This window comes from Collimonas rhizosphaerae (assembly GCF_038896935.1).
In the GTDB taxonomy this organism is placed as follows: domain Bacteria; phylum Pseudomonadota; class Gammaproteobacteria; order Burkholderiales; family Burkholderiaceae_D; genus Collimonas; species Collimonas rhizosphaerae.
In genome coordinates this window covers 17,055-43,341 of the sequence record NZ_JBANDC010000011.1, presented here as the reverse complement: position 1 = coordinate 43,341, position 26,287 = coordinate 17,055, and the positions used below count along the sequence as shown (strand labels likewise).

The window sequence follows — 26,287 nt, the reverse complement described above, 5'->3', positions numbered from 1 at the left end:
ACAAAAATCTACCATTTCTTAAGCTCCATTAGGTGTGAAACACTACACTAGGCGCCGCCGGTCCAGCGGTTTGAGGTCGGCTTCCATGTGGGTCGCCAGGTGGTCGATGAAGACGCGCATTTTGGGCGCCAGGTAGCGGGTCGGCAGGTATTGTATGAAAGCCGTGCCCTGGTAGGCGGCGATGAATTCCCAATCGGTGAGCACGGCTTTGACCAGCCCTTGCTCAAGCGCGTTGCGGACGATGAAGTAGGGCAGGCAGCCGATGCCCAGGTTCTGCAGCACGCCGTCCAGGCGAGCTTCGCTGTGGTTGACCACGTAACGGCCGCGCACCTTGATGATGGTGGTTTCTCCCTGGCGCATGAAGTGCCAGTCGGAATCGCCGGGATTTTCGCCAAGATAGAGGCAGCTATGGCTGCACAGGTCTTGCGGCTGTTTCGGCGTGCCGTGCTGGGCCAGGTAGCTGGGGGTGGCGCACAGCACCTGGTCGATCGACATCAGCGGCCGCGCCACCAGGCCGTCGGCCGGCTGGCTGGTGATGCGGATCACCAGGTCGGCGTCGTCGTTGATCAGGTCGACGTGGCGGTCGGTGAGTATCAGCTGCACATCGACTTGCGGATATTTTTCCAGGAAACTGGGAATCAACGGCGTCACCACGCCCTTGCCGAAGGCTTTCGGCATGCCGACCCGCAGCAGTCCCTGCGGCACCGCCACGAACTTGTCGGCGACTTCCATCGCCGCCTTGGCCGCGCCCACCATCTCCAGGCAGCGCTGGTAAGCCTCGCTGCCGGACTCGCTCAGGCGCAGCTTGCGGGTGGTGCGTTCCAGTAATCTGACAGATAATGCCTGCTCCAGACGCGATACCTGGCGGCTCACCGCCGAGGGCGTCATGCCGAGCTCCTGCGCCGCGGTCGAAAAGCTGCCGGTTTCCACTACCCGGACAAACACCGCCATATCCGGCATCAGCTTGATATATCGATTGGCTCCCATTTGTTCCCACCGTGCACAAGTGTTGTTCTGAATACATAGATTATCGTATTTGCTGGAATAAAACATAATTACATTCATTGGTGATTGTTTTTATTGATTTATTCATACTATCTAGTTTTTGAATGTCGGAGCTCCCATGATTCAGCCGCTAAAAAGAATACGCAGCATCGACGACCTGAAACTGGTTGCGGCTCACTGCGAGCATGTCCTGACTTTGTTCAGCGGTGGACTGGATAGTACCTATGCCTTGAAATGCCTGGTCGATAGCGGTTGCCGCGTGACGGCGCTGACGGTGGACTTAGGCGAGGGCATCAACGCCGCCGACCTGCAGCAGATCACGGCGCACTTCGGCGCCGAGCTGCTGGTGATCGACGGCCAGCAAGCGTTCGCCGAAGATGCCGTGCTGCCGGCGATCCGCGCCAATGCCCGCTACATGGGCATCTATCCGATCAGTTCGTCCTTGTCGCGTCCCATCATCGCCCGCTTCGCAGTCGAAACCGCCTTGCGGCTCGGCTGCAACGCCGTGGTCCATACCGCCAACCAGTCGCAAAATACCCTGCGCCGCCTGAACGGTGCGATTGCGCAGCTGGGCTACGCCGGTTATTACGGTACGCCTTACGAATACACCGCGATCTCCCGCGAAGAAAAAATCGAAGCCTTGCGCGCTGCCGGCCTGCCTCACTTCCAGGCGCGCGGCATCAGCGGCGACGCCAACCTGTGGTGCCGCGAATTTGAATCCGGCTCGCTCGACAATCCGGAATCGTTCTGGGTGCCGGAATCCCTGTTTGACTGGACTGCCGCCGTCGATCCGGCGCCTGCCAGCACCGAACTGTCGATCCGTTTCGACGGCGGCCGGCCGGTCGCCATCGACGGCGAAGCTTTGCCGCTGGTGGAACTGATCGCGCGCCTGAACCGCCGCGTCGGCGCCTTCGGCATCGGCCGTTATTGCGGCCTGGAGCACCTGGAACAGGGCGAGAAAGTGCTGGAAGTACGCGAGGCGCCAGCCGCCATGGTGCTGCTGGAAGCATACCGGCATCTCGAAACCGCAGTGCTGGACGCCGAACTGCTGCGCGAAAAACTGCACATGGAGCAGCTGTGGGTGCGCGAAGCAATCGAAGGACGCTGGTTCACCCCGCTGCGCGCCGCCGCCGACCGTTTCATCCTGGAGACCGTGCAGTACGTCAGCGGCACAGTCAACTACCGCTTGCGCGCCGGCGCTGCCGACGTCTGCGCGATACGCGCCGACGCGCCGCTGTACCTGACCGATCGCGACAGCTGGGAAAAAGACATCGCCGCGCAACGTTCCAGCCGGCAGCTGTCTGTGCCGACCGGTTCGGTGCTGGATGCCAGCAAACTGCTGGCTGAGGAAAACTAAATGGAAATCGACCTCTTGGCGCCCATCAGGATCGCGCCGCCCATCATCGACCATCTCAGCAACGAGCTGCGCCAGCGGCAATTCAGCGTGATGTCCGGCCGCGCCGTGCAAGCTGCCTGCGATGTCGATCCGGGCACCTGGGATGAATTCGCCAGCTGCTGGAACAACCTGCCGCAAGACAAGTACATGGGCGACAACGGCAGCTACCGCTTCCGCCGCTATAGCGCATTCGAACTGGACGGCGCCGACGGCGTGCTGCGGCAGCTGCCGCACGCGCCTTACGTGCAGCCGAGCTACATCAATAAATTGAACGGCGACGTCGCCCGCCATTTTGAACCGCTTGAGCAGCACTTTATCGACAACCCTTTCCTGTCCGGCCTGCTGCTGTCCCTGGCGCAAGTGTTTGACCGGGTCGATGGCGGCAGCGGCAAATGGAATATCCGCCTTCATCCTTACCGCATACGCGCCAGCTCCCATGTTCCAGGCAACCCGACGCCGGAAGGGTTGCACCGCGACGGCGTCGACTATATCGTGACCATGATGGTGCGCCGTCATAACGTGGTCGGCGGCGAGACCTACATTACCGATGTCGCCGGCAAGCTGATGTGCCGCTATACCTTGACCGACCCGATGGACCTGATGCTGGCCGACGATGCCCGCACCATGCACGGCGTGACCAAGGTGCTGCCGCATGAAGCCAAGCGTGAAGCATTCAGAGATGTGCTGGTGATCGCCTATACCAGGACCCAAGTTTAACCAAGCGTGATCCGACCCTGACCAATATCCTCGGTGCTCCCGCCGTTTGTTCCGCTCAGCCTCCACCTAGGCGGAACGTTTTTTTTTCTTAACTGATAACGCTGATGGCGTTATCCGGAGTAAAGCGAAGTGACGATCCCATCTGCCAGCCGGTCCCCCAATCCATTTGCCAAAGGTCTCTGGTTCGCCGACTTGCTGCTGTTGCTGGTTGCGATCGTCTGGGGCACCAGCTATGGCGTCGCCAAGGACGCGCTGGTGTTTTATCCGGTGCTGGGTTTTGTCGCGATCCGTTTTTGCATGACCTTTTTCCTGCTGTTGCCCAGCCTGCGCCGGCTGGCCCGGCCGGAAGGCAGGGCTGCGTTGCGGGCAGGCGTGCCGCTCGGCTTGATCCTGCTTGCCATTTTCATCTGCGAAACCTTCGGTGTGGCGTTGACGCAAGCTTCGAACGCCGCTTTCCTGATCAGCCTGTGCGTCGTCTTTACGCCTTTCGTCGAATGGCTGGTGATGGCGCAACGGCCGCCGGTCAGCGCTTTCGTGGTGGCTTTTGTTTCGCTGTCCGGCACCTGGCTGCTGACCATCGGCAGCAACCTGACCTTCAACCTGGGCGACGGCCTGATGCTGGCGGCGGCATTGCTGCGCGCCTTCATGATGGTCATGACCAAGCGCCTGACGATCGACAAGAACATGTCCAACCTGACCCTGACCGCGGTGCAATCCGGCGTCGTCGGATTCGGTTGCCTGCTGGTCGCCAGCCTGTTCATGCAAGGCGGCTTGCCGCCGCTGCCAAGCGATCCGAGCTTCTGGGTGTGCACGGTTTACCTGGTGCTGTTTTGCACCATCTTTGCTTTTTTTGCGCAGAACTATGGACTGCGGCGCAGCAACCCTACGCGGGTTTCTCTGCTGATGGGAAGCGAGCCGGTATTCGGCGCGCTGTTTGCTTCGTTCTGGCTCGGCGAGAAACTCGGCGCCTTGTCCTGGGTCGGCGGCGCGCTGATTGTCGGCGCCACTTTATGGGCGACATTGCCGCGTTCGATGCTTAATTTCGGTGCGGTTTTTTCGACCCGGAATATCAAGCAGGAGAGTGCTCCCATCATTGGTGCGGGAATTGATTCGAGCCAATGAATACAAGGGTTTGAGCGGAAACAGGGGAGCAACGAAATACGCGGTTCGATAGAAGAAAATATCAGTTGAATTGATATTGCCATATGGAAATAATTGATTTATTCTGAATCACAAGACAGATAGATTTGAATCGTAAAAAAAGATGTGAAGCGTTGATTTTTCACACGGCATCCGCTCCAAAAGAGTCATCGATGCCGTGGTTAATCCTCAAGAGGGAAGTCTCATGATTTGCACCGGATTCAATTCAATCTCCATCCGCCCGCGCTGCTCGCCAGATGCTGCGCAGCGGACCGCGGCTCCTTCCGATCTTCCGGCATCGCCAGCGCTAACGCTGCGGCCATCCAGTTAACGGACACCACGTCCCGTTAAGCAACTGCATCACGACCGGTGATGCAGACTCCAGCGCCAGACCAACTTTGCATTGCTGATCGCAATGCCGGGCTGCGGCGTCTTTTATCTGTTCCATTCAAGAGGAATATGCACATGAAATCGGAAATATCAGCGAAAGTACTAGCAGCAAATTTTGCGATTCCCCAGGCTTCGGCATTGTCATTGGCGCTGTCCCTGGTGTTTGCATCTTTGTCCGCCACCTCCTATGCAGCGGTGGCGGATAACAGCGCTTGGGTCACCACCAAGACCCAAGCGTTCTTGCCGCAAGTCCAAGCGAATCAAAAGAGCGTGGCAGCCGATGCCAGCGTGGTTACCCCAGCCGCATCCGCCGTGCAATTGGCGCAAGGCGAGCCGGTCCATGTGACGCTCAGCCTGAATTTGCGCAATGAAGCCAAGCTCGACAAGTTCCTGCAAGACTTGCGTACTCCTGGCACGGCTTCCTACGGCAAGTTCCTGACGCCGGCGCAATTTGCCGCGGAATATGCACCTTCGGAAAAAGATGTGGCGAAAGTGCTTGCCCATCTGAGCAAGTCCGGTTTCGTCAACATCCAGGTCGCCCCGAATCGCCAGCTGGTGACAGCCGACGGCACCGCCGCTACTGTGCAAACCGGCTTCCGCACGGCGCTGAAGCGCTTCCAGCAAGGCGGCCGCAACGTGTTCGCCAATACCGACGCAGCGCAAGTGCCTGCGGCGCTGAGCGGCATCGTCGGCTCGGTGCTGGGTTTGCAGAACGTTGCGATCGCCCAGACCCATCATCGCTGGGTGCAGGCTCCTGAAGCAGGCGTGAGCGCACAGGCTAAAGTCACGGTCAATGCAACGCCGGTCGCGACGGCGCACAGTCCGGTGCAGTTCCCTGCAATCTATAGCGTCGGCACTACGCCAACGGCTTCCAACACCGTGGTCGGCATCATCTCGGCAGGCGATCTCAGCCCGACGATTACCGACCTGCAAACCTTCACTACCGCCAAGGGCCTGCCTACCGTCAATACCTTGGTGGTGAAAACCGGTCCTGCCGGCGCCGACTATAGCGATACTTCCGGCCAGGTCGAATGGAACCTGGACAGCCAGACCATCACCGGCACATCCGGCGGTGTCAAGCAGCTGGTTTTCTACGCGTCGCCTGACATGAGTTTCAGCGGCATCACTGCTGCCTACAACCGTGCGGTGACTGACAATGTGGCCAAGGTCATCAACGTCTCGCTCGGCGGCTGCGAATCGGATACGCATAGCGACGGCACCCAGGCAGCTGACGACAACGTGTTCAAGCAGGCTGTGGCGCAAGGCCAGACATTCTCCATTTCAACCGGAGATGCAGGCACTTACAATTGCCAGGTCAGTTCGATTTCCGGTGCGCCTGGCGTGCCGAAAAGCAAAACGACCTATGACGTCAGCGAACCGGCTTCTTCGCCTTACGTGATCGCAGTCGGCGGCACCACCCTGTACACCAACTCCGGCGCCTACAGCAGCGAAACCGTGTGGAACGAAGGCTTGAGCGCGATCGGCACCTACGACGACGCAGGCGACTACGACGCCACCAAGCGCCTGTGGGCAACCGGCGGCGGCTACAGCAAATACGAAACAGCGCCTAGCTACCAGACTGGCGTGATTGCCGCCGGCAAGACCACCCGTGGCCTGCCGGACATCGCATTTGATGCCGCCAGCGCCAGCGGCGCCACCATCTACTACAACAACCAGACCGGAACAGTCGGCGGCACCAGCTTGGCGGCGCCGATCTTCTCCGGCGTCTGGGCTCGCCTGCAATCGGCCAACAGCAATGCACTGGGCTTCCCGGCAGCCAGCTTCTACAAGTATTTCCCGGTGGCCGCCAACGCTTCGCTGTTGCATGACGTGACCTCCGGCACTAACGGCGCCAGCAGTCTGTACGGCTACAAAGCTGCCGCCGGCTGGGATGCGACAACAGGTTTCGGCAGCCTGAACATCGGCAACCTGAACACCTTCGTCAAGAACACTTCGGATTTTGCACGTTAATCTTCCGAGGTTTCTATAGCAAGCATGTCTGAAATCGCCGGCGCGGACTGGTTTGGTCCGCGCCGGCGACGAGATGGCAGTACCTGTACCGATCGGAGCCGGACATGAACAAATCGAATCTCAGATGGATAGTCGCCGCCCTTGCATTGGGCGCCGGCGGCATCTATGCGGTTTTCTCGGTCGACGATTCGATAGCGAAAACCGGGACCCAGGCCGTGGCAGCAGCCGGGGAGCTGGGTGGATTGGCATCTGGCGCCGCGCAGGCCGCTGCGCCAGCCTTGTCGGCCAAAGCGCAAGACGCCGTGAGTATCAATCCATTTGGAAAATAGCAAACGTCCGGGCCTGAACCGGACCAGCAATCAAGGAAGAATCCGCAATGACCGCATATCTGCAACGACAAGACCGGCTGGCGCTGGTGACCCAGGCCACGGCAAACGTTACCGGCAAGCGATTCTGCTCGCATCACCAGGGTGAAGTCGCGGTGGCGGAAGGCGATTTCGTGTTGCGCAACAAATCCAAGCGCTGGATCTGTTTCCGCTGCCAGGAACGCAGCCGGCTGCGCCGCGATGCGCTGGCAAAACAGGTCGGATAATCAACCTTGTTTCAACGGAATGCAGCAAGCGGATCGTATTGCGGCGCTGGAGCATCGTCTGCCTCCGCCGCGGCATTTTTCTGCTTGATGAAGCTGACCGAAGTGACGCGCCATTCGCCGCGCTGCAGCTGCCAGCCGTGTATCACTTTCTGCCAGCCCGGCTTCAGGTAAAGCTGGTTGTCGCGTTCCAGTTCCCAGTGGCCGGCTTCCCACACATACCAGCCGCCTACGTAATTCCAGAATCCAGGACTCCACACCAGCCCGGCGCGCGCGACCGGCTCGGCTTCTTTCTTGGGCGCCGGCGGGGCATTCCTGAGCACGATGTCGGGACCGCCCTGGATCCTCGGCGGCGGACTGGCGAACGATGAAAAGCGGCCGGCGATGATCGCTGCGATGCTGAGAGGGTGTTTCATATTTGCGCTCCTGAAGTTGTTCAGTGCGATCGATTGTACGAAGCGGGAATTTCAGAAATGTGTCCCGTGCATTTGCTTACACTTTTCACATTTGACTTACAGCGCCAGGCTGGTTTGCCGATCCCGGCGCAGGCTGGCGGCCGCTTCGATTCCCCTATGACAACCCCTGGTTTTCCGTGACCGCTGCGCCGCCTGCGGCGACTGCGGAGGTCTTGTGAATAGATTAATAGAACTTGACCGGGCGCTGGCGGAGTAGAGGGTTTGGACTAATGCAAGAGGAAAATATTATCTAGTTGTTTCATTATGTGTCGGCAATGCTTGAGATATATTACATGCCCTGAGCGCCATAAAAAAATCAGGAGATGCCATGACACCGAACCGCCGCGTGACTTTTTTCCATTCGCCGAACACCCGCTCCATGGGCGCCCGTATCCTGTTAGAGGAACTGGGCGCCGACTACCAGCTGCACGCGCTTAACATGAAGGCGGGCGAGCAGCGCAATCCCGCATACCTGGCAATCAATCCGATGGGCAAAGTCCCTGCGATCCGCCATGGCGAAGCGCTGATTACCGAACAGGTCGCGGTTTTCCTGTACCTGGCCGACCTGTACCAGGATGCCGGGCTGGCGCCGGCGCTGGACGATCCGCTGCGCGGCCCGTACCTGCGCTGGATGGTGTACTACGGTTCCTGTTTCGAGCCGGCGCTGGTCGACCGCGCGCAAAAGCATCCGCCGGTGGCGCCGTCGACGTGCCCCTACGGCGATTTCGATACGATGCTCAAGACCTTGACCGACCAGCTGGCCAAGGGACCGTATATCCTGGGCGACAAATTCAGCGCCGCCGATGTCCTGTGGGGCACCGCTCTGACCTGGACCACAGCCTTCCAGCTGGTGCCGATGTCGCCGGTGATACAGGCTTATATCGACCGGGTCAATGCGCGCCCGGCGGCGCAGCGCGTCAAGGCGCTCGACGCTGAGCTGGCGGCGCAGCACGCCAGCCTGGCCGCAGCCAAGGCCTGAAAGCGGATTTCACCTCGCCTGCCGCCATCCTGCCAAAGCAGGGGCGGCGGCTTCCATCATCAAAAAAAACGGAGTCTGGATTGAATACTGTCACCAACCTGCTGATTGCCCTGGTCGCCTTGCTGCACGTCTATTTCCTGGTGCTCGAAATGTTCTTGTGGGATAAGCCGTTCGGCCTCAAGACGTTCAGGCTGACGCCCGAGTTTGCCGCGGCGTCCAAGGCGCTGGCCGCCAACCAGGGTTTGTATAACGGCTTCCTGGCTGCAGGCCTGGCCTGGGGGTTGTGCCTGGGTGCACCAGGGTATGCGGTCAAGATTTTTTTCCTGGCTTGCGTGATCGTCGCCGGCATCTTCGGCGCACTCACTGTCAGCCGCAAGATCTTGTACATTCAGGCGGTGCCGGCTATCGTCGCTTTGGGTTTGCTGACGCTGGCCTGACTCATTCAGACGGCAAGCGGGCCGCCAGCACGGCGGCCCGCAAGGCGAGCAGCGCGCCGCACAGCGTCGCGGAAATTCCTGGGTGACAGACGATCTGGTCTTCGCTGAGATGTGACCCGAGGATGGGGACGGTGACCGACGCCGGCTCGACAACCTGCGCCGACATCATCGTGACGATTTCCTTCAAGGACGCCTGGGCGTGCACCGCCCTGGGCGAGGCGTTCAGCAATGCCACCGGCTTGAGCACAAAAGCTTCGCAACCCACCATCCAGTCGAGTGCATTCTTCATGGCGCCGGTAATGCCGTGCGCATACTCCGGGCTGGCGATCAGCAAGGCGTCGGCGGCCACGATGCGGGCGCGCAAGTCTGCCACGGCGGCTGGGTCGCTGGCTTCGATATCGGGATTGAACAAGGGTAAATCACCCAGGCCGCTGTACAGCGCGACGCTGATGCCGGCGGGCGCCAGGCGTGCCATGGCGCGCAACAGGGCGGAATTGTGGGAGCCTGCGCGCAGGCTGCCCGAGATGGCCAGGAATTTCATGATGCCCGAGGATCTTTGCAAGGACAGCCATTATGCCAACATCCGTTCCGGGCGTCGCCGGCGCAGCGTTCCTGCCTATTTTGCAGGCGCGGCTTGCGGTGCGGGAGCAACCTGGTGTGCGGCGGCTGCTTCATCAGCGGCTTTCTTGTTGGCCAGGTGGCGTCCCACGACGCAGCCGCCAACCGCGCCGACCACTGCGTGATGGCCCGCGTAGTGGCCTGCCACCGCGCCCACGGCTGCGCCTTTCAGGCAGCCTTTTGCCTGGGCTGCGCCGGTAGCGGCGACCAGGGCAACGGTGCATAGCATTGCTGCGATGATGCTTGATTTCATGGCGATTCCTTTGGAAGATGATTGTGCTTGTGCAGATCGTTAACGCCAAGGGCTGGGTGCTCGGTTGACAATACCTGGGAAAAAGGCGCCGGCTGTCGAATTGCCTGTTTTTCAAGGAAGCAGATCAAATGCCGGCTTTTTGATAACCCGGCATAGGCCACCGCGCTGATGCAAATCAGCAATCCCGGTCAGGTGGAAAATCCGGCTGTACCCTACAATCGCCGCTATCCCGGCCTGCGATAGCCGGTTCGATTCCTGTTTAACCTGGAGATGACATGCGTTCCTTGTGCGCGGTGATATTGATCTTGATGTGCGGAGTGTTGACAGGGCAAGCCTCGGCCCGCGACGGCCAGATGAATGTCGGCATCGTCAGCCTGGCCACCGGCGGCGAGTACGACATCCCGGTCGCGGTCTGGTATCCGACCGCAGCGCCGCCGACCGAGTGGCAGACCGGTTCCGGCCTGATCCATGCCACGCGCAACGCCGCCATCGCCGCCGGGACGCATCCGCTGATCATCCTCTCGCACGGCAGCGGCGGCAGCGAATTCGGGCACGCCGACCTGGCCGAAGCTCTGGCCAGCCACGGCTACGTGGTGGCGACGCCGCGCCATTTGGGCGACAGCTATGACCGCCCGGAGGGCAGGTTCACGGATGTGCAGATCATTGGGCGCCCATGGCAAGCGGTGGCAGCGCTGGATGCAGTCCTGGCTGACAAGCGGTTCGGGCCGTCGATAGACGCCAAGCGCATCGGCATGGCCGGATTCTCCGCCGGCGCCTACACCACCATGGTGATGGCGGGCGCCAAACCCAACTTCGCTTTATATACCGCCTATTGCGCGGCCCATGCCGACGACCATGGAGTATGCCCGGCCGGCGGCCAGTCGGCGCTGCAGCGCACGCGTCCCGGCTGGAACGTGCCGAGCGACAGCCGGGTGCGCGCCGCGGTGGCCATGGCGCCGTTCAGCATCATGTTCGACGCCAAGGGCGTGGCAGGCGTGACCATCCCGCTGCGCATCTACAAGGCCAGCGACGACCAGGTCTTGCGCAACCGCTGGAATACCGACCATCTCCTGAGCCTGCTGCCGGCCAGCGTGGAACGCGGCGAACTTGCCGGCGGCCATTATGTGTTCATTGCTCCCTGCAGCGACGAAATGAAGACGGCAATGCCATTCCTGTGCGTCGATGCGCCGGGCGTTGACCGGGTTGCCGAGCACGCCAGGCTGAATGCTGAAATCATCGATTTTTTCGACCGCAAGCTGCCCAAATCCGAGTGATTGGCCTTCGATACGGCATCTTTTACTCATTCCGGCGCTCCAGGTTATAGAATTGAAGTTTTCACGAACGGATACTTCAATGCCAAGTTCTACTCATATCGGCGCCGCGGCGGCGCTCCAAAGCCTGGCCACCTGGACCGCGGCGGACGGCCGCGATGCGATTCAAAAGACTTTCCGGTTTGCCGATTTCAACGCTGCCTTCGGTTTCATGACCCAGGTAGCGCTGCTGGCGGAAAAAATGGACCATCACCCGGAGTGGTCGAATGTCTATAACCGCGTAGAGGTGCTGCTGACTACCCATGACGCCAACGGCGTGACCGATCTCGATCTGCGGCTAGCGCAGTTCATGGACCGTCACGCTGCCGTCAAAAATTGAACAAGCACGCCAGCCGGCCGCCCAAGGCCGGCACGGCGGCGCCCGCCGTCGTGCTCATTACCGGCGCCGCCAAGCGGGTCGGGCGCGGGATCGCCGAACGGTTTGCGCAAGCCGGTTATGCGGTGGTGGTGCATTACGGCAGTTCGCAGCAGGAAGCGCTCGCTACGGTGCAAGCCATCGAGGCCGGCGGCGGCAGCGCCATCGCCCTGCAGGCCGACCTGCAGGCGCCGGAGCAGCTGACGGCAATGATGGACTCGGTCTACGCCAGGTTCGGACGGCTCGACGTGCTGGTCAACTGCGCCGCCGTATTTTTTCCCGATACGCTGGCCGATTTTGCGCTGCGGGACCTGGAGCGGTCATGGCAAGTGAACTGCCGTGCGCCGTTGCTGCTGACCCAGGCATTTCACCGGCAAGCCAGGCAACGCGCCCAGCAAGGCGTGGTGGTCAATGTGGTGGACCAGAAGGTGCGCGCCAATTTCCATCCCGAGGATTTCAGCTATACCGTGGCGAAAGCCGCCCTGGGCAACCTGACGGCGATGCTGGCGATGTCGGCGGCGCCGGTATTGCGCGTCAATGCCCTGTATCCCGGCCTGATGGCGACCAGCGGCGACCAGAGCCAGGCCGATTTCGAATATTCTTCCTCACGTTCGACACCGCTCGGGTATATCGCGCCGATCACTGAAATTGCCGACGCCATCCTGTTGCTGGCGAGGCCGTCGTTCAACGGTGCCGAGTTCGTGGTGGACGCCGGACAAAACCTGGTGCGGGTCGAGCGCGACGTGATCAATTTGTACCGGGCGCCGTAGCGCTTGGCCTGCGTTGGTGCTGGTGTGTAAGGAAAGCGCGAGCCGGAACGACCAAGCAGCAGACGACCAGCCAGGAGAGCCACGTGCCAGACCTTATCAATGTTGCAAAGAAGATTGCCGTAGCCGCGCTTGCGCTCGGCATTTCCGCCGCCGCCCAGGCGCAGGACTACAGCGCACAGAGCCCGCCCAACCGGGTGGCGCTGGTCGAGCTGTATTCCAGCGAAGGCTGCAGCAGTTGCCCGCCGGCCGACCAGTGGCTGTCCAGGCAAGGCGCGCAAGCCGGGCCAAGCCAGGCCGGAACCGAGCGCATCGTGCCGCTGGCGCTGCATGTCGATTATTGGGATAACCTTGGCTGGAAGGACAGATTCGGCGACCATCGCTTCACCGTGCGGCAGCAGGAGCTGGCGGCATTCACCGGCAGCCGCGTGGTGTACACGCCGGAAATTTTCGTCGGCGGCCGCGAGTTGCGACAGTGGAGCGCGAGCAAGGCTTTTGACGCTGCGACCGCAAAAATCGCGCAGCAGCCGTCGCCGGCCGATATCGCCATCAAGCTGTCAGGCACGGCGGCGCGCAGCTTCGACCTGTCGGCCAGGGTCAAGCTGCGCCAGCCTTCCAAGGACAGCCATGACGCTTACATCGCGGTCTACGAAAACAAGCTGGTATCGAAAGTGGCGGCAGGCGAGAACGACGGCGTGACGCTGCATCACGACTATGTCGTGCGGCGCTGGCTCGGTCCGTTTGCATTGAAGGATGGCATGGTGCAGATCAATCAGAAGCTTGCGCTCGACAGCATCGGCACGGATCTCCGCGCTGACAATTTCGGCATCGTCGCTTTTGTCCAGAATGCGAACAGCGGGGAAGTATTGCAGGTAGCCAGGCTGGCGGTCGATCACTGATCGCTCGCTGAGCGACGGCCAGGCCCGACAAAAAAAGCCGGATCAATTGCTTGATCCGGCTTTTTGTTTGGCAGCATGCAGCCGGTATCAGTCAGCCGCCAGCGCAGCCTCCACCGCCAGCCCGATTTCCAGGATCTTGCGGTCGCTGCCGCCGGCGCCGGCCAGCATCAACCCCACCGGCGCAGTGCCCGCCGCATGGCAAGGCAGCGACAGCGCGCAGCCGTCAAGAAAATTGATCACCGACGGATTGCGCAAGATCAAGCCGTTAGCAGCGAAATACGCCTCGTCGCTGGCTTCCAGTTCGGCAATCAGCGGCGCCACGATTGGCACGGTCGGCAGCAGCAGCGCATCGTAGCCCGCGATCCTGGATTCGACCGCCGCGATCCATTGCTTGCGCGCCGCGAACAGGTCGATCAGGTCAGCCGCGCTGATCTCCTTGCCGCGCAAGATGCGCGAAATCACCCGCGGGTCATAGGCAGCGGCGCGCTCGGCGATCAGCGCGCGATGCCAGGCATAAGCCTCGGCGCCGGTAAAACCGCCCTTGGCGTTGATTGCACCCAGCGCCGCTAATTCGGGTATCTCGATTTCCGCGATCAGCGCACCCGCTGCCTGCAGCCGCCGGCGCGCATTGGCAAACGCCGCCGCAACCTGCTGGGCCATGCCGTCCAGCACCAGCGTGGTCGGCAGCGCCAGGCGCAGGCCGCGCAGCGAATAAGGACGCAACGGCAGCAGCGGTTCACCGGCCATGATTGCATCGAGGGTGGCGCAGCAGGCGACGCTGTTGGCGATGGGGCCGATCGAATCGAGCTGTGTCGACAGCGGCAGTACGCCTTGCAGCGAGACCCGGCGCGCAGTCGGCTTGAAGCCGGTCAGCCCGCACAGCGCGGCCGGGATGCGCACCGAGCCGCCAGTGTCGGAACCGATGGCGGCGGCCGCCATGGCGTCGCTGACCGACACCGCGGCGCCCGACGAGGAGCCGCCCGGTATGCGGCCGACGTCTCTGTCCCAGGGATTGCGCGGCGTGCCGTAGTGCGGATTGATGCCGAGGCCGGAATAGGCGAATTCGGTCATGTTGGTGCGGCCGATGATGACGGCGCCGGCCGCCGCCAGGCGCTGCACCGCCAGTGCGCTGACGCTGGCCGGCGCAGCGTCGCGCAGCGCCACCGAACCGGCCAGCGTGGCGCTGCCGGCGACATCGAACAGGTCTTTCACCGAAATCGGCACACCGTCGATCGGCGAGCGTGCCTGGCCGCTGGCGCGCAGCAGGTCGGAGGCTTGCGCCGCCGCCCGCGCCGCCGTCGCATAGAGTTCGGTAAACACTCGGCGGCCTTCGCCGGACGGCTGCAGCGCGCGCTGCAGCGCGGCTTCGGTGAGGTCGGCCGAACTGACGGCATTCTGGCTTAGCGCCGCGGACAGGGATTGCAGGGTAGGTAGCGTGGTAATCATGCGGCCTCGTGAAATGGTGTGGAATCCGATGTTCAGGCAACTTCCGGCAGGACTTCTACCTGGTAGCGATGGCGCAAGGTGCGCTGCCGGCGCGGATCGAACAGCTCCATTGTAAATGACCGGGCCGGGCGGATGCCGCCGATCGCGGCGACGGTGCCGCAGGTCATGCCGCTGCCGGCGGGCAGCACGGCGGCGCCGTTGGTATAACCGGCGATCAGGTCCTGCGGCGTGCGCAGCGAAGCCAGCGTGCCTTCCTGGTATAGCAGCTGCTCGCCGTTTTCTTCGATGTAGGAACGGATCACCAGTTCATCCCAATGATCGGCGACCTCGGCCAGGCGCCAGGCACTGCAGGCGACCGGCTTGACGCACGCCTGTTTCGACAGCGCCACGCTGTGCGCTTCCAGCTTGCGGTCGGTATGGTCGGAAGCGATGCTGACATACAGCTCGCCGCCGGCGGCAAAGACAAAGGTTTCCACTTCGCCCGAGGAATCCGGGCCGACCACCTGCACCTGTTCCGCCTGGGTCAGCTGGTTGATGGCGACGCGGTAATACAGCGGCACCGCGCTTGGGCGCGAGATGCCGAGCGCAGCCAGTTCCTCTATGTGGTGTTCGATGGCGGCATGGTCGCGCCCGGCCCAGCCGGCGACGATCAGGGTATGGATATCGGTGTCGAGCTGGCGCGCGCCTTGCGCGCTGTCGACTTGAAATGAGATGTGCATGAGATGGTTCCAGCTTTAAAGAAGGCAGCCGGCAGGAAAGCCGGCGCCAGTTAGAAAATCAGCGAACTTTTTTGATGAACAGCAAGACCAGGATCGTTGCGCAGAATTCCAGCGCGGCGACGAAGTACAAACCGGAAGCGACGCTGCCGGTAGAGGTTTTCAGCGAGCCGATCAGGTAGGGCGCGGCGAAGCCGGCCAGGTTGCCGATCGAATTGATCAGCGCGATGCCGCCGGCGGCCGCGGTGCCGGTCAGGAACGCAGCCGGGATCGACCAGAACACCGGGAACGCCGCCAGGATGCCGATAGCCGCCAGCGTCAGCGCACACAGCGCCAGCACCGCGCTGCCGATGAAGAAACCGGTCAGTATCAGGCCGATGCTGGCCACCAGCGTCGCCAGCGCGCAGTGCAGGCGCCGTTCACCGCTGCGGTCGGAATGGATGCCGTTCCAGATCATGGCGATGGTGCCGGCGAGGAATGGAATGGCGGAGATCAGGCCGATCTGCAGGTTGCCGACGATGCCGATTTCCTTGATGATCGACGGCGACCAGAAAGCGATCGTGGCATTGCCGCTGACCACGCAGAAATACACCGCGGCGCAGATCCAGACCCGGTAGTTGCGGCAGGCGTCGCGCAGGGAAGCATGTTTGTTGTCGTGGTTTTCGGCCGCCAGCGCGCCGCTCACTGCCTGCTGTTGAGCCGGGCTCAGCCAGCCGGCGTTGACCGGCTTTTCCGGCAGGTACAGCAGCACCATGATGCCGGCCAGCACCGACGGTATGCCTTCCAGCAAGAACAGCCATTGCCAGTTGGCGTAATGGCCGACGCCATCCATGGCGCTCATGATGAACCCGGCGATCGGCCCGCCGACCACGCCGGCGATGGCGAACGAAGTCATGAACAGGCCGTTGACGCGGGCCCGCTTGGCGGCCGGGAACCAATAGGTCAGATACAGTACCACGCCGGGGAAAAAGCCAGCCTCGAACACGCCCAGGAAAAAGCGGATGACATAAAACATGGCCGGCGTCTTGACGTACACCATGGCCATCGAAGTCAGGCCCCAGAGGATGGTGATGCGCGCCAGCGTCTTGCGGGCGCCGATCTTTTCCAGCAGCAGGTTGCTCGGCACCTCGAACAGGAAATAACCGATGAAAAAGATGCCGGCGCCGAGGCCGTAGATCGCTTCGCTGAACTGCAGGTCCTGCAGCATCTGCAGCTTGGCGAAACCGACGTTGACGCGGTCTATCCAGGCCAGCACGAACAGGAATACCAGGAACGGAATCAGCCGCCAGGCGATTTTCTTGTAGGTCGCTTCCAGCGCGTCCGGCGCCAGGTTGAGGTTGTTGCGCATGTGATGTCATCCCGAAATGAATGTGCTCCGCCGTGGCTGGCGAAGGATGGCGCGGCGTTTCTTTGACGTCCGTCACCGGCGGCCAGGACCGGCTACCGGATGCGTCGAGTATGCGTACCGGCCTGGCGGCTGTCCAACAAGAAATTGTCAGCGCAATTGAATGGAAAATCTTATGAGCAAAAGTGGGGCGCTGCATTTGGCGTTTGCCGCATTTTGGCCGCGCTGTGCACTGCGGCTGTGCTTTATGGTTTTTCTTAAAAACAGGCTGGCGATGTTTTAAGCAATGCTTTATTGCTTTTGCGATGCTGGCTCCCGATGCCGTATTGAACCGGTTTTCAGGCAGCGGCTCTTGTCTGGCCGTATGGAGCAACGTGGCGCAACAAACCGGTAGATGGGCGCGGCCGGGCAAGCGGAAACCTCCGAGTCTGTTATTTTTCATAACAGTTTCTTGATTGTAATTAGATGTTAGTTTGTCAATATTATTTCCTTGTGCCACAATCCCTCGCACTTCAATCAAGTGCGAGCCGCGCACCGGCGCAGCCCCGCTGGCGTAGTCCGATATGGAGAGCGGGCGGTTTCAGCAACAGACAAAAAAACAAGGACGACAATGACGCAAGAGTTCATCTCCTCGTGGCACAAGGGCCTGGGCCAGCACAGCCGCCTCCTGAAACTCGAAACCCTGCTGGGACAAGACGTACTGCTGCCGCAGCGCCTGGTTGCCGAAGACCGTTTGGGGCGTGGTTATGAATATACCGTTGATGCCTTGTCCCTGGACCGCAACATCCCCCTCAAGCAATTGATTGCCCAGCCAGTCACACTCTGGCTGCAGCAAGCCGACCAGCGCAGCTACCTGCCGGTCCACGGCTATGTGCAGCGCGCCCGCAAGCTCGGCTGCGACGGCCTGCTGACGACGTATCAATTGACCTTCCGTTGCTGGCTGCATTTCCTCAAGTACCGCAAAGACAGCCGCATCTGGCAAGACCGGGACGCCACCGACATCCTCTCCGAGGTATTTAACCGCCATCCCCAGGGCCATGGCCGTTACCGTTTCAAGCTCAGCCGCCCGCCCGCGGCGCGCTCGTATTGCACCCAGTACGAGACCGACTGGCATTTTGCGATGAGGCTGATGGAAGAAGAGGGCTGGTACTGTTATCACGAGCAGCAAGAGGACGGCAAGGACCACTTGCTGGTCATCACCGATTCGGCGCGCAGCTTGCCTGCCCTGGATCCTGCCGCCGTCCGTTTTCACCGGGCCGGCTGCCGGGACGAGGCCGACAAGATCACCGAATGGAGCGGCGAGCGCCAGCTGCGCAGTCGCAAGCTGGAAACGGTCACGACTGACTACAAGGTGCCGCGCCAGGCCAAAGGCACCGCCAGGCGGATCACGCCGGAACACGGCAACATTCCCGAGCAGCTGGAAGTCTACGAATACACCGGCGCGTATACCTATGGCCAGCGGGCACAGGGCGATCTGCAGGCGCAGAACACGGTCGAGGGTTGGGAGTCGCAAGCCAAGCGTTATTTCGCCTGGTCTGCGGTGCGGCGCATGGCGGTCGGTTCGTATTTCAGTTTCGAAGGCCATGCCGACCATGCCGAGGGCACAGACGAGCAGCGGCAATTCATCGTCATCGGCCTGCATTGGTATGTCGAAAACAACCTGCCCTTGTCTGGCACGGCGGACGACGTGCCCGGCAGCTTGCGGGAACAGCTCGCCGCCATCAAGGAACGCGCCAGCGCCGGCCAGGCCGCTGCCAACAGCGGATTTTGCATCAACCGAATCGAAGTGCAGCGCCGCAGCCTCGAATATCGCAGTCCAAGGGAGCATCACAAACCCGTCATGCATACCCAGACCGCGGTTGTGACAGGGCCGGAAGGGGAGGAGATATTTACCGACGCGCTCAACCGGGTCAAGGTGAAGTTCGTGTGGGCGAACGGCGTCGCCTCTTGCTGGGTGCGCGTCAGCTATCCAAACGCGGGCAACAATTACGGCGGCGTCTATACCCCACGCATCAACATGGAGGTGATCGTCACGTTTCTGGACGGCGATGCGGACCGTCCGGTCATCACCGGCCGTCTCTATAACGGCGACCAAGCGCCGCACTGGCATACCGACGGCAAATTGTCTGGATATAAGTCCAAGGAGCATATGGGGAAGGGATACAACCAGCTGGTGATGGACGACAATACCCGGCAGAACCGCCTGCAGCTGTACAGCACAAATACCCACGCCCAGCTCAACCTCGGCTATCTGGTCAGCCAGCAAGGCAATACCCGCCAGGCATTCTACGGCAGCGGCTTTGCGCTGAACACCAATGCATACGGCGCCGTCGTCGCCGGCCAGGGCCTCTACCTGAGCACCTTCGGCCGGCCCGGCGCCACCGGCTCCCAGCTGGATGTGCGGGAAGCACACCAGCAGCTGACGACAGCCCGGCGCCTGACCAAAACCTTGTCGGACGCGGCTGCCAAAGTCGGCGCGCCCGCCCTGGCAGCGCAAGATGCGCTCGAACAATTCATCGACGCCACCCAGGAGCAATATGCCGGGCAAGGCCAGGAACAGGCCAACCGTTTCCGGCAACCCATCTTGCTGGCGGCATCTCCGGCCGGCATCGGCCTGGCCACGCCGAGCAGCACGCATCTGCACAGCGGCGACCACCTGACCGTGTCCAGCGGCCAGGACACCAACCTGGCGGCAGGCAACAACCTGGCTGCCAGCGTCAAGCAACAGATCAGCCTGTTTGCCAGCCAGGGCGACATCAGCCATATCGCCGGACGGGGCAAAGTGGCAATCGAAGCGCATGACAACGCCATCAGCCTCGTCGCCCGCAAAGTGATCGAGATGATCAGCGCGGAAGACTGGCTGCGCTTCAAGGCCAAGAAGGGCATCAGCTTCAATGTGGGCGGCACCGAATACACCATCCAGCCGGACGGCCACCGCTGGTTCACGCCGGGCGTGGTGGAGCATCATGCGATCAGCCACGGCACCTTCCCGCCGCAGAGCAGGTCGGCGGCTATGCCTGTCTTGCCAAAAGATGTGTGTCTGCCGTGCATGTTTAAGGCGGGCAGGCAGGCCACGCTGATTGCGCGGTTAACATGATGCGCCATTATTCCCTGATCGATGGCGCCTTGGTGTATGACGCAATTTGCAATCACCCGTTGTTTACGGACCCCGCCGTCAACTGGTGCGCGCCGCTGCTGCCCACCGAGAAACGCTGCCTGGCCGGACCGATACTGATAGACATGGCGCTCGTGGAGGCAGCGGGAGCGGAAGCCAAATCTGCGGTTGACGCAATACTTGACGGTTTCCCCGGGCGGCTGCATTGCTCCACGCTGCAAAGCCAAGCCGACCTCGCCGCCCTGGCCGGCCATCTGCAACGGTTCACGTGTTTCTACGACCAGGATGCCGTACTGCTGGGACTACGCTTCGCGGACGCGCGAGTCTTGGTGCATCTGCCCGCCATCATGACGCCGCAGCAATGGGGCGAGATGACCGGACCGATAGAGCAATGGAGCACGCTTGACCGGCGCGGCGAGGAAGTCGTCCTGATGCTGCCGGAAGATCGCGCCAGCCTGATCCCGGAAGACAAGCAGTTTGCGCTGAGCGGCGAACAAATGGCGACTTTTGCCATCGGCGCCGAGCCCGATATGCTGCTTGATCAGTTGAAATCTACGAAGCACGTCAAGGAAGGCCATTTGTATGACGATTGGCGTCTGGCGTGCGAGTGTGTCGCGATATGGCAAGAAAGCGGGTCCGATAACCAGGAGGTTTTATTGAGTTTCGCTCGCAAAGTATTCAGCTCGAAAGGTCAGGCATTGCAGGAAAGGGATTGGGTGTCGTTTCTTGCGCATGCCGGGCCGCAAGATATTTCAGATTCGTGATCCGAGGATATCCACATGAAGAATAACCACATTAGATCCCTTTCATTGCGTTGGTTGTTTCTGACGTTCTTGGCCGTGCTGTTGGGCGGCTGTGTTGCTAGAGGTGTTAGTGGCTTAGCGCCGGAAGGTCAGACGGTAACTTCTCTTTCATCAGTTACTCACTATGGCAAGGGGATCGGTGTCTCCGAATTTTATGTCAATGGCAAATGGGGCGGTGTCCAATATAACGGGTGGGGTGGTGGAGGCTCGACGGTGTGTTGCCTAGGTTTGCCTGAGAAACCAAGCTTGCCTCTGATGGTGACGGTGAAATGGAAAACCTATCGCACGAATTTTAAAGAAGAGCGCTGGCATGAGGCTACCGTACCAGTACATTTTTCAGAGAATGAAGTGGGTTATTTATATATCCATTTTTTTCCTGGGCATCGAGTTGAAGTATGGTCATCGGCAAAATATGGGCCGGGCAATCCAAAATACCAAGGTCCAGCTTATCCAAGTGGTCCGGCTCCTGATTATGTGCCACTACCCGATGAAAAACCTCAGCCGACCAAGAAAAAATCAACATGACGGATGCAACGTCCTGTATCGAGCCTGTCCATGTGTGTTGCCGATGGATTGCGGAAAACATTGCGACTTCAATTTGAACACTGACATTTTTTAAGGGAAATCAGATGACGAATAGTTTCTTTAAATTTGCATTATTGCGTTGGTTGTTGCCGACGCTCATAGCCGTCCTTTTGAGCGGCTGCGCTGCTAGGGGCGTCAACGGCATGGCGCCGGAGGGACAGACTCCAGTCTCAATATCGTCAGTCGTGCATTATGGAAAAGGGATCGGCATTTCAGAATTTTATGTCAATGGTAGGCGAAGTGGTCATCAGTACGATGGCTGGGGAAGCAGCGGTAATTCGTGCTGCCTGAATCTACCAGATAAGCCAAGCATGCCTCTGATGATGACGGTGAGATGGAAAACCTATCGAACGAACTTCAAAGAAGAGCGCTGGCACGAAACTACTGTACCAGTGAATTTTGCGGTTTCAATGGGAAAAAGTTATGGCATGGTAGTTCATTTTTTACCGGGACATCGAGTCGAGATTTGGTTTGCGGACGAAGGCGTAGGAAGCTCGAACTATCCAGGGCCACCTTATCCGCGTGGCCTTGCCCCCGACTATGTTCCACTTGCCGATGAAAAACCAGAACCAACAAAGGGTAAATGACATGGCCAATGCAAAATCCTGCCTTGAGCCTGCTCAGGTAACCTGCCCACCCGCTTTGCCGCTCGAATGCGGCACGTATTGTGACTTCAATTTGAACATCGGCATTTTCTTTGATGGCACTGATAATAACAAAGAGCGAGATATTGAGGCCTTGGCTCAGAGTAATATCGCACGCTTGTCTGACGCATATCGTCATCATCCGTTAGAAGGTTTTTTTTCTGTTTATATTGAGGGTGTTGGTACAGCCTCTCCTGAGAAATTTGGCACTAATGGTGAGGATGTCCGGGAGGCTGCTGCTGGCAAAGGTGGCCAGTCACGAATTATATGGGGCTTGTTGGAGGTATTGAATTCAGTGCATAGCTTCGTAAAAAATACTAAGCCGATGTTCAAAATAGAGCAAATGAAAACCTTGTGCACCAACTACTGGGTAAAGTCTGAAAATCGGAGCGAATGGCCAGTACCCATTCCATCCGAGGAAGACAAGATACTCAAAGCGCTCGGCTTGAAATCCGGTCTGGTCGATTACGAAAAGACGCGAGAGGACTTCTTGAAACAATGTGCCCTCAAGTTGAGTATCCAACTCAAGGCGCCGAAGACCTTGCCGCGTCTGGCAGGAATTTATCTCGATGTATTCGGATTTTCCCGTGGCGCAGCCCAGGCACGCGTGTTCACCAATTGGCTGCATCAATATTTCCTGATTGACGGTAAACTGTTTGGCATTCCCGCCTATGTCCGTATGCTGGGCCTCATGGATACGGTTGCGTCGGTGGGCGTTACCAATGCAAACAATGGTGAGGGGCATTGGGACTGGGCTACGGCAGAGAATTTGCGCATTCATCCGGAGGTCAGGAACTGCGTTCATTACGTGGCCTTGCATGAGTTTCGCACTGTCTTCCCCCTCGATAGCATATGTCAAGGCGATGTCTTGCCGCCAAAATGTTACGAACATTATTATCCCGGCGCACATGCCGATGTCGGCGGCGGCTATGCCCCCGGCGCTCAAGGCAAGGCGGTACGAATCGTTGATGGCGTGCCGATCCCGGACGATAGCAAAAAGCTGTCGCAACTCCCACTCAACGATATGTATCAGGCCGCAAGAAAAGCCTGCGAATATCATTCCGCCGGTCAGCCGTGGCTAGACGTGACGCCGGAGTCCGAGACTGACGAGAATCCATTGATTGCACAATTCGCGCTGGATCCCGAAGTCCGCAAGACGGTAGCCGGCTATTTCACCAACTGCCGCATCGTCAAGGATCTCCCCATTGATCGGCAATTACGTGCGCACGGCTTGATGTATTTGGCCTGGCGCCACATGGTAAATACGGCTGAAGGTTTTGAGCGCCTGTATAGCGTGAGGTATGCACAGGCAGCTGGAATCATTAAATACCGCGACAATTTGGGCAATATGAAAGAGCGAAATAGTCTGTTCTATTATCGAAAGGGGCAAGAAGTGTTCGCCAAGCAGATCGAGCTGGTATCTCGATATCTTCCCATTATTGATCCAGAGGACCGGTCTGCGCGGCATAACTATAATAAAAATGTCACTGAAATTTATAACGTGATCCAGACGATCAAAGTGCCTCCTGAGGTGGGCGCATTTTACGATGAGATGGTGCATGATTCCTATGCCGGTTTCATCGAAAAATTAGGCGGCGAATTTTTGCGCAAGCAGGTTGAGTTTGAAGGCTACCTGCGCTATCGGGCCGTCTATCTCGGCAATCGGACACGGGAAAATTCCATGCATGTAGCTCCCGAAGCGCGCCGTGCTTGACAAGGAGATTCCATGAAAAATTCTCAAGGCCAAGGCTTCATCCGCCTCCGCGACAAAACCAGCCACGGCGGCGAAGTGACCAGCGCTTTCGCGGGTTTCAACGCACAGGGCATTCCTGTGGCGGGAGAGGGGTGCATGACGTACTGCCCACGGTGCCAAGGCGAGTTCGAGATTTTCGCGAGAGGCAGCGGAAGGCGGCATAACGGGAAGTGGCTGGCATACGACACGGATGAAACGGCCTGTGGCGCGCGGCTGATTTCATCTCTCTGAACTATTGAGGGTTTCATCATTCATGGCATCGCCACGGCAAGAGTCATCTGGGGTCAGAGTCAACTTTCGCAGTGCTTCATCGCGAAACTTGACTCTGACCCCACATGACGGATTCGGAGAAAGGCAGGGCGCACAGCGCGGTTTTGTTCTATTTTTTTAACGATGCGGCATGTGCTCCGTGGCCCGCTAATTGGGGTCAGAGTGAAGTTTCTGCAAAAGGCGCGCAGAAAGTTCACTCTGACCCCAGTTAGCTGCGTTTGTTGATCGCACAGGAAAACAGGGCAAGGGCGTTGTCATGTTTTATGAAGCGCTCAACAGGCGCCGCTGCGGCAATTTCTCAGATTGCCGCGAAGGGTAGTTCCAGCGGTTCTGAAGGCAGCCGGGCGATCTCCGGCCCCCAGTTCAGTGCGAATTCGGAAGCGGTTTCCTGGGCGATGCTGGCAATGGTTTCAGTCAGTGCATTTTCCGGATCGTTGCGGAACGAAGCCATCAGCAGCAAAGCCGGAAAATCGGCATCCACCCGCAGCAGCTGCAGGCTGCCGTCGTTGAGTTCGCGCTGGATGATCGCAGGCGGCACCACGGCGACGCCGAAACCATCGCTGACCAGCCGTATCATGGTCGCCACCGAGGTGATGCAATTGATGTGCAGCGAACCGCGTTCGCTGTTGGAAAACAGTTGTTCGATGATGGTGTGCGGTCCCGAGTTGCGGGCAAAGCTGACCAGCGGGAAAGCCGCCAGGTCCGACAGGCTCAGCGTTTCGCTGCCGATTTCCAGCTTGCTGCTGCCGACCCAGCGCATCGGCAGTTCGCACAGCTTGAGATTGCGGATATTCGGCGCGATCACCGGTTCCGCCTGCAGCACCAGGTCGAGGTCGCCCTTGCTGAACTGTTCGCGCAGGTGGATGGTGGTGTCGCTGGCGATTTCGATTTCCAGCTGCGGAAACAGCTTGTGGATGCGGCCGATCAGGTCCGGGAACCAGCTGTGCACGATCGATTCGATCACGCCTATGCGCAGCACGCCGGAATAGTTGTCGCGCGCCGACATGTCGTCCTTCATTTCACGCATCAGCTTGACGATGCGCTCGGCATACACCAGCGCCTTGCTGCCGTCGGTGGTCAAGGCCACCTCGCGCGCGCCGCGGTCGAACAGGCGCACGCCGAAATCCTGCTCCAGCGTGGCGATGCGGCTTGATACCGCGGCCTGGGTGGTGTGCAGTTTTTCCGCCGTCAGCCGGAAGTTCTTCAATTTCGCCAGCCAGACGAAGGTTTCGAGGAAGCGGATGTTCATCGGTGCTGTCGGCAATCCATCGGTGAGATTCCAGTGTAGCGCATTGGCATGGCCTTGTCGGCGGGCGGCTTATTCGCCCGGCAGCTTGCCGTCGTCGGTCAGCGAGATGAAACGCCGCAGCAGCGTGCGCAGGGCGATGGTGTCGACCGCGCCCAGGTTGCCCAGCAACGCCAGTTCGGTTTGCTTGCCGGCATTGGCGATTTCTTGCGCCAGGGCCTGGCCCATGGCGGTCAGGTAAAACAGTCCGCGCTCGGTGCGTTCGCCCTGGTCCACCACGACTTGCAGCAGGCCGCGCGCAGTCATGTCGTCCAGCACATTGATCAGCGGCGTGTGGCCGGCATAGACGAACAGGCGGTTCAGTTCCGCCAGGCTGCGGCCGTTGCGCGCCGCCAGCGTATTCAGCACAAAAAACTCGGCGTCGTTCAAGCCCTGCAGGGCGCCGAATTCGCGCAGTTTTCCATACAGGTGGAAATAGGCGCTGCCGAGCAGGTAGCTCATCGAATTCTCGTCGAAGCTGTCGGAGGCGGCGGTGGCCTTGATCAGCGCTTCGGCTTCATCGGCCAGTTCCTTGCGGGTGGCGACGGCGTAATTGCCGCGCTGGTATACCAGCGGCGCGATGTCGGAATGTTCGAAGTGCATGACTTCGCCGACCATGATGATGTGGTCGCCGCCGTCGTAGCGGTAGGCGGTCTTGCATTGCATGCGGGTGGTGCAGCCGTCCAGCAGCGGCGCGCCGCCCATGCCGGTTTCCAGGTCGAGGCCGGCGAATTTGTCGTGCGCGCGTTTGCTGAAATGGGTGGCCAGCTGGTCCTGGTCGTGCGAGAGGATGTGCACTGCCCAGTATTCGGCGGCTTCGAAAGCCGCCAGGCTGTTGGACGACTTGGACAAGCTCCACAGCACCAGCGGCGGATCGAGCGAGACCGAGTTGAAACTGTTGGCGGTCACGCCGACCAGCTTGCCGTCGGCCTGGCAAGCGGTAATGATGGTAACGCCGGTGGTGAAGGTTCCCAGCGCGTTGCGGAACTCGCGCTGGTCGAACGGGGTGGACGGTTTGGACAT

The 26,287-nt window shown here is 60.0% G+C and carries 27 protein-coding genes; 18 read left to right on the top strand and 9 right to left on the bottom strand.

The genetic code is table 11. The features are described 5' to 3' along the window. Positions 1–42: 42 nt before the first annotated feature. Complete coding sequence (locus V8G57_RS16340) at positions 43–987, bottom strand: LysR family transcriptional regulator (protein ID WP_342830259.1); 945 nt, start codon at positions 985–987, stop codon at positions 43–45. A 136-nt stretch (positions 988–1,123) separates the two neighbouring features. Between V8G57_RS16340 and V8G57_RS16335 the strand changes: the two genes are divergently transcribed. The 6 genes from V8G57_RS16335 (at position 1,124) to V8G57_RS16310 (ending at position 7,211) form a co-directional block, all read left to right on the top strand. Next, positions 1,124–2,362 carry an argininosuccinate synthase-related protein gene (locus V8G57_RS16335; protein ID WP_092393047.1) on the top strand — a complete coding sequence of 413 codons (1,239 nt, stop codon included), beginning with the start codon at positions 1,124–1,126 and terminating at the stop codon, positions 2,360–2,362. Beyond that, the gene (locus tag V8G57_RS16330) at positions 2,363–3,118 is read left to right on the top strand and encodes a 2OG-Fe dioxygenase family protein (RefSeq protein WP_342830258.1); all 756 of its coding nucleotides are present in this window, start codon (positions 2,363–2,365) and stop codon (positions 3,116–3,118) included. It begins immediately after the preceding gene. A gap of 129 nt (positions 3,119–3,247) precedes the next feature. Then, positions 3,248–4,240 carry a DMT family transporter gene (locus tag V8G57_RS16325; protein ID WP_342830257.1) on the top strand — a complete coding sequence of 331 codons (993 nt, stop codon included), beginning with the start codon at positions 3,248–3,250 and terminating at the stop codon, positions 4,238–4,240. A gap of 483 nt (positions 4,241–4,723) precedes the next feature. Beyond that, complete coding sequence (locus tag V8G57_RS16320; protein ID WP_342830256.1) at positions 4,724–6,619, top strand: S53 family peptidase; 1,896 nt, start codon at positions 4,724–4,726, stop codon at positions 6,617–6,619. Between the two features lie 104 nt (positions 6,620–6,723). Beyond that, positions 6,724–6,948, top strand: a complete 225-nt coding sequence (locus V8G57_RS16315) for a hypothetical protein (RefSeq protein WP_342830255.1) — start codon at positions 6,724–6,726, stop codon at positions 6,946–6,948. 47 nt (positions 6,949–6,995) lie between these two features. Further along, positions 6,996–7,211: a hypothetical protein gene (locus V8G57_RS16310; RefSeq protein WP_092393062.1), complete on the top strand. Its 216-nt coding sequence runs from the start codon at positions 6,996–6,998 to the stop codon at positions 7,209–7,211. A gap of 11 nt (positions 7,212–7,222) precedes the next feature. Here the strand turns inward: V8G57_RS16310 and V8G57_RS16305 are convergent, their stop codons facing one another. Further along, on the bottom strand, positions 7,223–7,624 hold the full coding sequence (locus tag V8G57_RS16305; RefSeq protein WP_342830254.1) for a hypothetical protein: 402 nt from the start codon (positions 7,622–7,624) through the stop codon (positions 7,223–7,225). Positions 7,625–7,991: 367 nt separating this feature from the next. On the opposite strand from V8G57_RS16305, the gene V8G57_RS16300 reads away from it, so the two are divergent. Further along, positions 7,992–8,642 carry a glutathione S-transferase family protein gene (locus V8G57_RS16300; RefSeq protein WP_092393068.1) on the top strand — a complete coding sequence of 217 codons (651 nt, stop codon included), beginning with the start codon at positions 7,992–7,994 and terminating at the stop codon, positions 8,640–8,642. Between the two features lie 80 nt (positions 8,643–8,722). Continuing rightward, entirely contained in the window at positions 8,723–9,079 is a 357-nt protein-coding gene (locus V8G57_RS16295) for a DUF1304 domain-containing protein (protein WP_092393071.1), read from the top strand. Between the two features lies 1 nt (position 9,080). Here V8G57_RS16295 and V8G57_RS16290 read toward each other — a convergent pair whose 3' ends face one another. Both V8G57_RS16290 and V8G57_RS16285 read right to left on the bottom strand, forming a co-directional pair. Then, positions 9,081–9,620: an NADPH-dependent FMN reductase gene (locus V8G57_RS16290; protein WP_092393074.1), complete on the bottom strand. Its 540-nt coding sequence runs from the start codon at positions 9,618–9,620 to the stop codon at positions 9,081–9,083. Positions 9,621–9,695: 75 nt separating this feature from the next. Next, a complete protein-coding gene (locus V8G57_RS16285; RefSeq protein ID WP_092393077.1) occupies positions 9,696–9,950 on the bottom strand; it encodes a hypothetical protein in 255 nt (84 codons plus the stop codon). 275 nt (positions 9,951–10,225) lie between these two features. On the opposite strand from V8G57_RS16285, the gene V8G57_RS16280 reads away from it, so the two are divergent. From V8G57_RS16280 to V8G57_RS16265, 4 genes are all read left to right on the top strand, one after another. After that, positions 10,226–11,224, top strand: coding sequence for an alpha/beta hydrolase family protein (locus V8G57_RS16280; protein WP_342830253.1), 999 nt, complete (start codon positions 10,226–10,228; stop codon positions 11,222–11,224). Between the two features lie 46 nt (positions 11,225–11,270). After that, positions 11,271–11,600 carry a 4a-hydroxytetrahydrobiopterin dehydratase gene (locus tag V8G57_RS16275; protein WP_371326544.1) on the top strand — a complete coding sequence of 110 codons (330 nt, stop codon included), beginning with the start codon at positions 11,271–11,273 and terminating at the stop codon, positions 11,598–11,600. Continuing rightward, positions 11,597–12,406 (top strand): SDR family oxidoreductase, encoded by an 810-nt coding sequence (locus tag V8G57_RS16270; RefSeq protein WP_342830252.1) that lies wholly within the window; start codon positions 11,597–11,599, stop codon positions 12,404–12,406. The genes V8G57_RS16275 and V8G57_RS16270 overlap by 4 nt, the downstream gene beginning before the upstream one ends. An 83-nt stretch (positions 12,407–12,489) precedes the next feature. Then, on the top strand, positions 12,490–13,302 hold the full coding sequence (locus V8G57_RS16265) for a DUF1223 domain-containing protein (protein ID WP_254784884.1): 813 nt from the start codon (positions 12,490–12,492) through the stop codon (positions 13,300–13,302). Positions 13,303–13,389: 87 nt separating this feature from the next. On the opposite strand, the gene V8G57_RS16260 is transcribed toward V8G57_RS16265, so the two are convergent. The 3 genes from V8G57_RS16260 to V8G57_RS16250 are packed head-to-tail and all read right to left on the bottom strand — an operon-like array spanning position 13,390 to position 16,812. Beyond that, positions 13,390–14,748, bottom strand: coding sequence for an amidase (locus V8G57_RS16260; protein WP_342830251.1), 1,359 nt, complete (start codon positions 14,746–14,748; stop codon positions 13,390–13,392). Positions 14,749–14,780: 32 nt separating this feature from the next. Beyond that, positions 14,781–15,467, bottom strand: a complete 687-nt coding sequence (locus V8G57_RS16255) for a DUF2848 domain-containing protein (protein ID WP_342830250.1) — start codon at positions 15,465–15,467, stop codon at positions 14,781–14,783. A gap of 58 nt (positions 15,468–15,525) precedes the next feature. Then, complete coding sequence (locus tag V8G57_RS16250; protein ID WP_092393097.1) at positions 15,526–16,812, bottom strand: MFS transporter; 1,287 nt, start codon at positions 16,810–16,812, stop codon at positions 15,526–15,528. Positions 16,813–17,419: 607 nt separating this feature from the next. Between V8G57_RS16250 and V8G57_RS16245 the strand changes: the two genes are divergently transcribed. The 6 genes from V8G57_RS16245 to V8G57_RS16220 all read left to right on the top strand — a co-directional run bounded on the left by V8G57_RS16245 (position 17,420) and on the right by V8G57_RS16220 (position 23,940). Next, positions 17,420–19,906: a type VI secretion system Vgr family protein gene (locus V8G57_RS16245; RefSeq protein WP_342830249.1), complete on the top strand. Its 2,487-nt coding sequence runs from the start codon at positions 17,420–17,422 to the stop codon at positions 19,904–19,906. Then, a complete protein-coding gene (locus V8G57_RS16240; RefSeq protein ID WP_342830248.1) occupies positions 19,903–20,688 on the top strand; it encodes a DUF4123 domain-containing protein in 786 nt (261 codons plus the stop codon). Before V8G57_RS16245 ends, V8G57_RS16240 begins: the two co-directional genes overlap by 4 nt. 15 nt (positions 20,689–20,703) lie before the next feature. After that, complete coding sequence (locus tag V8G57_RS16235; RefSeq protein WP_342830247.1) at positions 20,704–21,252, top strand: DUF3304 domain-containing protein; 549 nt, start codon at positions 20,704–20,706, stop codon at positions 21,250–21,252. Positions 21,253–21,356: 104 nt separating this feature from the next. Continuing rightward, a complete protein-coding gene (locus tag V8G57_RS16230) occupies positions 21,357–21,899 on the top strand; it encodes a DUF3304 domain-containing protein (RefSeq protein ID WP_342830246.1) in 543 nt (180 codons plus the stop codon). A gap of 1 nt (position 21,900) precedes the next feature. Then, complete coding sequence (locus V8G57_RS16225) at positions 21,901–23,670, top strand: T6SS phospholipase effector Tle1-like catalytic domain-containing protein (RefSeq protein WP_342830245.1); 1,770 nt, start codon at positions 21,901–21,903, stop codon at positions 23,668–23,670. A 12-nt stretch (positions 23,671–23,682) separates the two neighbouring features. Then, positions 23,683–23,940: a PAAR domain-containing protein gene (locus V8G57_RS16220; RefSeq protein ID WP_342830244.1), complete on the top strand. Its 258-nt coding sequence runs from the start codon at positions 23,683–23,685 to the stop codon at positions 23,938–23,940. A gap of 337 nt (positions 23,941–24,277) precedes the next feature. Here the strand turns inward: V8G57_RS16220 and V8G57_RS16215 are convergent, their stop codons facing one another. After that, positions 24,278–25,228, bottom strand: coding sequence for a LysR family transcriptional regulator (locus V8G57_RS16215; protein WP_342830243.1), 951 nt, complete (start codon positions 25,226–25,228; stop codon positions 24,278–24,280). Positions 25,229–25,297: 69 nt separating this feature from the next. Next, the gene (locus tag V8G57_RS16210) at positions 25,298–26,287 is read right to left on the bottom strand and encodes a flavin reductase (protein ID WP_342830242.1); all 990 of its coding nucleotides are present in this window, start codon (positions 26,285–26,287) and stop codon (positions 25,298–25,300) included.

Bases quoted from the DNA above. Each gene is read 5' to 3' on its own strand.
- V8G57_RS16220 (WP_342830244.1), top strand. From the start codon at position 23,683: ATGAAAAATTCTCAAGGCCAAGGCTTCATCCGCCTCCGCGACAAAACC.
- V8G57_RS16290 (WP_092393074.1), bottom strand. From the start codon at position 9,620: ATGAAATTCCTGGCCATCTCGGGCAGCCTGCGCGCAGGCTCCCACAAT.
- V8G57_RS16225 (WP_342830245.1), top strand. From the start codon at position 21,901: ATGGCCAATGCAAAATCCTGCCTTGAGCCTGCTCAGGTAACCTGCCCA.
- V8G57_RS16305 (WP_342830254.1), bottom strand. From the start codon at position 7,624: ATGAAACACCCTCTCAGCATCGCAGCGATCATCGCCGGCCGCTTTTCA.
- V8G57_RS16255 (WP_342830250.1), bottom strand. From the start codon at position 15,467: ATGCACATCTCATTTCAAGTCGACAGCGCGCAAGGCGCGCGCCAGCTC.
- V8G57_RS16310 (WP_092393062.1), top strand. From the start codon at position 6,996: ATGACCGCATATCTGCAACGACAAGACCGGCTGGCGCTGGTGACCCAG.
- V8G57_RS16240 (WP_342830248.1), top strand. From the start codon at position 19,903: ATGATGCGCCATTATTCCCTGATCGATGGCGCCTTGGTGTATGACGCA.
- V8G57_RS16215 (WP_342830243.1), bottom strand. From the start codon at position 25,228: ATGAACATCCGCTTCCTCGAAACCTTCGTCTGGCTGGCGAAATTGAAG.
- V8G57_RS16320 (WP_342830256.1), top strand. From the start codon at position 4,724: ATGAAATCGGAAATATCAGCGAAAGTACTAGCAGCAAATTTTGCGATT.
- V8G57_RS16300 (WP_092393068.1), top strand. From the start codon at position 7,992: ATGACACCGAACCGCCGCGTGACTTTTTTCCATTCGCCGAACACCCGC.
- V8G57_RS16235 (WP_342830247.1), top strand. From the start codon at position 20,704: ATGAAGAATAACCACATTAGATCCCTTTCATTGCGTTGGTTGTTTCTG.
- V8G57_RS16230 (WP_342830246.1), top strand. From the start codon at position 21,357: ATGACGAATAGTTTCTTTAAATTTGCATTATTGCGTTGGTTGTTGCCG.
- V8G57_RS16260 (WP_342830251.1), bottom strand. From the start codon at position 14,748: ATGATTACCACGCTACCTACCCTGCAATCCCTGTCCGCGGCGCTAAGC.
- V8G57_RS16335 (WP_092393047.1), top strand. From the start codon at position 1,124: ATGATTCAGCCGCTAAAAAGAATACGCAGCATCGACGACCTGAAACTG.
- V8G57_RS16210 (WP_342830242.1), bottom strand. From the start codon at position 26,287: ATGTCCAAACCGTCCACCCCGTTCGACCAGCGCGAGTTCCGCAACGCG.
- V8G57_RS16250 (WP_092393097.1), bottom strand. From the start codon at position 16,812: ATGCGCAACAACCTCAACCTGGCGCCGGACGCGCTGGAAGCGACCTAC.
- V8G57_RS16315 (WP_342830255.1), top strand. From the start codon at position 6,724: ATGAACAAATCGAATCTCAGATGGATAGTCGCCGCCCTTGCATTGGGC.
- V8G57_RS16285 (WP_092393077.1), bottom strand. From the start codon at position 9,950: ATGAAATCAAGCATCATCGCAGCAATGCTATGCACCGTTGCCCTGGTC.
- V8G57_RS16330 (WP_342830258.1), top strand. From the start codon at position 2,363: ATGGAAATCGACCTCTTGGCGCCCATCAGGATCGCGCCGCCCATCATC.
- V8G57_RS16245 (WP_342830249.1), top strand. From the start codon at position 17,420: ATGACGCAAGAGTTCATCTCCTCGTGGCACAAGGGCCTGGGCCAGCAC.
- V8G57_RS16280 (WP_342830253.1), top strand. From the start codon at position 10,226: ATGCGTTCCTTGTGCGCGGTGATATTGATCTTGATGTGCGGAGTGTTG.
- V8G57_RS16340 (WP_342830259.1), bottom strand. From the start codon at position 987: ATGGGAGCCAATCGATATATCAAGCTGATGCCGGATATGGCGGTGTTT.